Below are 1,616 nucleotides of genomic sequence, written 5' to 3'. Positions count from 1 at the left end.
AACAGAAAAAAAGAAATTACGAAGTCATCGTCGGCTATGGGGATCACCCTGAATACATATCATACAAGCGATTGCTTACTCACCGTCAGCTATTTGGAATGGATTTCATATTCGATAAATTACCGAATCAACTTGTCCCTTTTGATTATGAATCTTTCAGCAGTCAAACGACTACATTCGTTGTTGGAACGACTGATATGGAAACCGGCAATCCCATGTTTTTTGACCAATTTCCTGATCGTGAAAGTTTGTTGAAGGTCATTCGCGCCTCAAGTTCGCTTCCGTTGGTTGCACCGAGTATTGCTTATGAGGGAAAACAGTTGATGGACGGAGGAATTTCAAATCCTATTCCACTCCAGCCTTCGGTCGATCAAGGGAATCGCAAACATATTATTGTCTTGACAAGGAACGATGGATACATCAAGAAAAAAATGAAATTAGGCTGGTATTTTAACCGCAAGTACCGTCAATTTCCACTTTTCGCCCAGGCCTTGTTAAACCGTCACGTCCGTTATAACGAGGAACTAATGAAGGTAAAGAAAATGGAAGAAAAGGGAGAAGCCTTTGTACTAAGACCTGAAGAGCCCCTCCAAGTGAGCCGGATTGAAAGGAACAAAGACCGGCTGCACCACCTTTATATGCAAGGATATGACCAAGCGCAAAGCCAGGCCGAACGGCTGATCGAATTTCTGCAAAAATAAATACAGAGGGAGTTCAGGAGATGCGTCTTAGTGAGCAATTAAGGAATGAAATTGTAAAAACTTTTAGTGAAAACAGGGATGAAGTAAATCGAGAAGGTATGGAAGCCTACATGAAAAATCACTTTCCGTTTTACGGCATCAAAACACCAGAGCGAAAAAAATTACTGAGTCCCATATTGAAACAATACCGTTCGCTTTCAGAAACAGAACGTGTACATACGGCGTTATTATTATTCGATGAGCAAGAGCGAGAGTGCCATTATGCCGCTTTAGCCTTATTGGAAAAAGGGACAAAGAAAGCTTCAACGTCTGTAATCGGAAGTTATAAACAACTGCTAGTAACGAAACCGTGGTGGGACACCGTTGATATGATTGCTTCGAATCTTTGTGGAGACTATTTCAGGAAATATCCTGAATACCTGGTGCCGATTACGGAGAAATGGAGCCGCTCGGACCATCTCTGGGTGAGACGTTCAAGCCTATTGCATCAACTGAAATTCAAATCAAATACGAACGAAAAACTTTTGTTTGAAACGATCGATGTATTGAAGGGTGAGAAAGAGTTTTTCATTGAAAAAGCCATCGGCTGGGTGTTAAGGGAGTATAGTAAAACCAATCCCGAAGCGGTGGAGTCCTATTTGAATTCTACTGAATGCCGGCCATTAAGTCGCAGAGAAGGTTTGAAGTGGATGAAAAAGAAAGGCTTGGTAACAAACTAATACTAGGGTTTACACTTGTTTCTATATGTCCATAATGGTACTGCATGAGGATATATAGGAAGGGGAGCAGTCATGAATAAATGGTTGGACTTCACATTTCTTGATCAAACACTTAACTTGCTGGATGAGGATATGCTGCAAATCTTTAATTTAAAACCGGAGTATGTCCAATTTTTTCTTGTTCTTTTGTTAGTCA

General features: G+C 40.8%; 2 protein-coding genes. Both read left to right on the top strand.

What is annotated here, in order from left to right; translation table 11 throughout:
- A partial coding sequence (locus tag LD39_RS13320) for a patatin family protein (RefSeq protein ID WP_035547701.1) occupies positions 1–701 on the top strand: 701 nt, incomplete at its 5' end.
- Positions 702–721: 20 nt separating this feature from the next.
- Entirely contained in the window at positions 722–1,420 is a 699-nt protein-coding gene (locus LD39_RS13315; RefSeq protein WP_035547698.1) for a DNA alkylation repair protein, read from the top strand.
- Positions 1,421–1,616 lie beyond the last annotated feature (196 nt).

It is taken from the genome of Halobacillus sp. BBL2006, from assembly GCF_000786645.1.
Classification (GTDB): domain Bacteria; phylum Bacillota; class Bacilli; order Bacillales; family Halobacillaceae; genus Halobacillus.
Note: the sequence above shows the minus strand (reverse complement) of the source record. Positions and strands in the feature narration are given on the sequence as shown.